The sequence below is a fragment of the Comamonas sp. genome (assembly GCF_036666375.1).
Taxonomy (GTDB): Bacteria; Pseudomonadota; Gammaproteobacteria; order Burkholderiales; family Burkholderiaceae_C; genus Comamonas.
In genome coordinates this window covers 8,893-13,511 of sequence record NZ_JAVWWA010000128.1, presented here as the reverse complement: position 1 = coordinate 13,511, position 4,619 = coordinate 8,893, and the positions used below count along the sequence as shown (strand labels likewise).

Sequence of the window (4,619 nt, the reverse complement as noted above, 5' to 3'; positions counted from 1 at the left end):
TCTTCCAGGCCTTGGTCTGGCGCAGCAGCGGGTTGCCCAGGCTGTCGGCGTCGAGCGCGGCGCGGCGCTCCATCACCGCCGTGCGGTCGACCACATAGATGATGTCGGGATCGGCCTGCTGGATGAATTCGCTGGAGACCGGCTGGCCGTGCAGACCGGTGTCGGCGGCCGGGCCCGCGGGCTTGACACCCAGCGCGCTGAAGACAAAACCGTAGCGCGACTGCGGGCCGAACGAACTGAAGGCGCCGTTGTTGTGCAGCACGATCAGCGCCTTCTCGGGCCTGTCCTTGGTGGCCTGGCGCGCCTGCTGCACCTTGGCGTCGAGTTCCGCGGCCTTGGCGCGCGCCGTGTCCTGCCGGCCGAACAGCTGGCCCAGCGTCAGCAGATGGTCCTTGATGACCTCGATGTGGCGCGTGGCGCTGTTGCGGTAGTCGACATCGAACTGGATGGTGGGCGCAATCTGCGACAGCTCCTTGTACTGGCCCGCCTGCAGCGAGGTGATCAGTATCAGATCGGGGCGGGCCGCATGCACCCGCTCCACGTTGGGCTGCACGATGGAGCCCAGGTCCTGCACGCGCGGCGCGTTCTGGTATTTGGCCAGGAAATGCGGAATGAAGTCCTTGGGCATGCCGATCACGGGCACGCCCAGCTGGTCGAGAAAGTCGACTTCGTTCATGTCGAGCGCCGCAACGCGCCGGGGCTGCTTGCTGACCACGGTCTTGCCCAGCTGGTGCTGCACCGTCATCGGCGTGAACGACTGGGCAGCCACGGCGGCGCTCTGGGCGCAGGCGCTCAGCGCGGTCATGCCGGCCAGCAGCAAGGCGGCGCCGCGGAAGGTGAAACTCATGGTTTTTCTCCTGAAGATGGGAAGTGGCTGAATGAAAAATGTCATTGCGCGCCCCGGTGGCGCACGACCAGCGCGAGGAAGTACGCGCCGCACACCAGATTGACCAGGATGCCCACCGTGGTGCGGTAGTTGAAGAGATGCTCCACCGCCAGCTGCGCCGCAATGAAGATGGCCACGGCAATGGCGCAGCCCAGGGGCAGCGTCACGCGGTGGCGCATGCCGCGCGCCAGCGCATAGGCCGTGTTGGCCACGAAGATGCCTATGAAGGCCGTCGGCCCGATCAGGCTGGTCGAGACCGCGACCAGCGTCGAAATCAGCACCAGCTGCAGGCGCACCGCGCGGCGGTAGTCCACGCCCAGCGAGATCGCGGTCTCGCGCCCCAGCGCCAGCACATCGAGCGTGGGCAGGGTGCGCAGTCCCAGCGCGCAGACCAGGGCCACGATCGCGCCCGCATACAGCAGCTGCTCGGGCTGGGCGCGGTTGAAGGACGCCTGGGTGAAGCCCAGCAGCATGGAAAACTCGCCCGGGCTGGTGCGAAACTGCACGAACTGCGTGAACGTGCCCATCACCAGCGTCAGCACCAGGCCCACGAGCAGCAGCGAATACACATTGCTGTGGCCGTCCTGGAACAGCCAGCGGTGCAGCAGCCACGAATAGGCCAGCATCAGCGCCACCGACAGCGCGAAGTTGCCGCCCGCGCCCAGCAGCACCAGGCTTTGCGTTCCCAGCAGCAGCACCAGCAGCGACTGCGCCAGCAGATAGACGGCTTCATAGCCCATGACGGCCGGCGTGAGAATGCGGTTGTTGGTGAGCGTCTGGAACGTGATGGCCGACCAGCCAATGCAGATGCCGCCGATCAGCATTGCGCCCAGGCGCACCAGCCGCTTGGGGATGACATAGCCGAAGTCCAGTCCCGAGAACAGAAACATATAGGTCAGCGCCAGCGCCGCCAATCCCGCGCCCGCCCACAAGGTGCTGCGCGTCATCGCCGCCTCCAGACAACGAGCCCCAGGAACAGCAGTCCGCCCACGCCGCCCGCGGTCAGCCCTATGGGCACCTCGTACGGATAGGCTACGAGCCGCCCGAGAATGTCGCAGAACAGCAGCAGCGAGGCGCCGCCCAGCGCCACCGCGGGCAGCGTGCGGCCCAGGTGATCGCCATGGCGCAGCGCCACCAGATTGGGAATCACCAGCCCGACAAAAGGAATCGCCCCGGCCGTGATCACCGTGGCCGACACCGTGACCGCGACCAGCAGCAGGCCCAGCAGCACCGTGGCGCGGTAGTCGAGCCCCAGGCTGGTGGCCAGGCCCTCGCCCATGCCGAGCACCGTGAAGCGATGGGCATAGGCATAGGTCAGCGCGACGATGGGCAGCACCAGCCAGAGAATTTCGTAGTTGCCCTGCACGATGCGCGAGAAGTCGCCGAGCAGCCAGCCCTGCATGCTTTGCAGGATGTTGTGGCGGTAGGCGTAGAACTCGGCAATGGCGCTGAGCACGCCGCCGTACATCAGGCCTATGACCGGCACCAGCACCGTGCTGCGCGCGCGCACACGGCGGATGATGGCGACGAACAGCAGGCTCGCGGCCAGGCAGAAGGCCAGCGCGAACAGCATGCGCACGCCGGTGCCCGCGCCGGGCGCGGCCGTGAGCGCGACCAGTATGCCCAGCTTGGCGGCATCTAGCCCTCCGGTGGTGGCCGGCTCGACGAACTTGTTGCGCAGTATCTGCTGCAGCACCACGCCGCAGACCGCCAGGCCCACGCCCGTGAGCACCAGCGCCGCCAGGCGCGGCAGGCGGCTCGCGGTGAGCGTGAGCCAGGCGTCGTCGGACAGCGACAGGATGTCGACCCAGGCGACCTGGCGCGCGCCTGTCAGCAGCGAAGCGGCGCACAGCAGGGCAAACAGCGGCAGCAGGCCGGAACGCAGCAAGCGCATGTGCGAATCCGTCAGATCAGCGGGGCGCCGGCGCGATGCGCCAGCCCTTGGCCGCGCGGCGCTGGGCCAGGAACTGCGCATAGCGCCCGCCTGCGGCCGCGAGTTCCGCGGGACGGCCCTGCTCGCAGACCCGGCCGCCGTCGAGCACCACGATATGGTCGGCCATGGCCACGGTCGACAGCTGATGGGCGATGACGATCAGCGTGCACTGGCCGCGCAGCCGCGCCAGCGCCTGGGCAATCACCGCCTGGTTCTCGGCGTCGAGCGCGGCCGTGGCTTCGTCGACCAGCAGGATCGGCGCGCGCTTGATCAGCGCGCGTGCAATTGCCACGCGCTGGCGCTCGCCGCCCGACAGCCGCGCGCCGCCCTCGCCCACCGGCGTATCCATGCCCTGCGGCAGGCGCGCGATGATCTCGGCCACGCCCGCCTGGTGCGCGGCCTGCAGCACTTCGGAGTCGCTGGCGCCGGGCCGGCCCATGCGGATGTTGTCGGCAATGCTGCCCGCAAACAGCGCGCTGTCCTGGAAGATCTGGCTGATCTGCGCGGCCAGTTGTTCGCTCTTCATGTCACGCACATCGACGCCGCCCACGCGCACGCTGCCCTGCTGCACGTCGAAGAAGCGCGCGATCAGCCGCGCCAGCGTGGTCTTGCCCGAGCCCGAGGCGCCGATCAGCGCCGTCATGCTCCACGGCGCAATGCGCAGCGTCACGTCCTGCAGCACCGCCGGCTGGCCGGCCGCATAGCGAAACGCCACATCGCGCAGTTCCACCGACGCATCGCGCGGCGCCTGCGGCTGCACCGGCGCGGGCAGCGGCTCGGCGGCGAGAATCTCGCCCACCGCGTCCAGCTGGCCGCGCACTGCGCGCAGCACTTCGCCATAGCTCGCCACATCCAGCAGCGGATCGATGAAACGGTTGACCAGCAGCAGCGCGACGACGGCGGCAACCACCGTCGCGCTGTCGGGCGCGGCCTGCAGCCACAGCATGGCAGCGGCCAGCAGCGCGGCAAAGATCGCCTGCACCGTCCAGGCGTTGAGCACGGCCGATGCCGTGGACAGGTAGATCAGCCGTGCGCCCGCCCGGCGTTGCCGCGCCATCGCCTGCTCCAGCAGCCGCGTGCCGCCGCCATCGCCGTTGAACGCGCGCAGCACCGACTGCGCCTGGGCAAACTCGACCATGCGCTGGCTGGTCTGGGCGAAATGCCGGTGATAGGCCTGCTCGGCGCGCCGCCCCAGCCGCGCCGCGGCCAGCGACATGCCCGCAAGAAGAGGCAGGGCCAGCAGCGCGATCAGCCCAAGCGGCGCATGCAGCATGAACAGCGCAACGACAATCACCAGCGGCGTCACCGCACCGCTGATCACCGGCGTGAGCACATGCGCGGGCAGCTGCGCCAGGGCCATCATTCCCTGGGTCAGCACATGGGACAGCCGCGCCGTGCTGCCCGCAGTGAACCAGCCCACGGGCAGGCGCGCGACATGGTCGCCCACGTGCTGGCGCGCGCTCTGCAAGATGGCCACGCCCAGGGCCACGCCGGCCTTTTCCACCTGGCGGCGCCAGGCCCAGCAGACCGCCATGCCGGCGGCAAGCAGCAGCAGCCAGGGCGCCGCGCCACGCGCATCTCCAGTGAGCAGGCGCGAAAGAATGGGCACCAGCGTGACGATGGTCAGCCCGCTGACCAGGCCATACGAAACGGCCAGCCAGCCATAGCGGCGCAGCACGCGCGCATCGTCGCCCAGCAGTGCGATGAAAGTCTTCAGCATGCGCCACCCGCTTCTTCTTGCGACGGCGCGTAGCCGCCCAGCGCCCACAGCCGCGCATAGCGGCCGCCGGCTGCCAGCAG

The 4,619-nt window shown here is 69.1% G+C and carries 4 protein-coding genes; all 4 read right to left on the bottom strand.

The features are described from left to right. Positions 1-847, bottom strand: an 847-nt coding sequence (locus RR928_RS21940; RefSeq protein ID WP_442881934.1) for a siderophore ABC transporter substrate-binding protein, incomplete at its 3' end; no start/stop codon positions are given. 41 nt (positions 848-888) lie between these two features. Then, positions 889-1,833: an iron chelate uptake ABC transporter family permease subunit gene (locus tag RR928_RS21935; protein WP_332539630.1), complete on the bottom strand. Its 945-nt coding sequence runs from the start codon at positions 1,831-1,833 to the stop codon at positions 889-891. Next, positions 1,830-2,780 carry an ABC transporter permease gene (locus RR928_RS21930; protein ID WP_332539629.1) on the bottom strand — a complete coding sequence of 317 codons (951 nt, stop codon included), beginning with the start codon at positions 2,778-2,780 and terminating at the stop codon, positions 1,830-1,832. Before RR928_RS21930 ends, RR928_RS21935 begins: the two co-directional genes overlap by 4 nt. A gap of 16 nt (positions 2,781-2,796) precedes the next feature. Then, positions 2,797-4,539 carry an ABC transporter ATP-binding protein gene (locus RR928_RS21925; protein ID WP_332684256.1) on the bottom strand — a complete coding sequence of 581 codons (1,743 nt, stop codon included), beginning with the start codon at positions 4,537-4,539 and terminating at the stop codon, positions 2,797-2,799. Between the last annotated feature and the right edge of the window lie 80 nt (positions 4,540-4,619).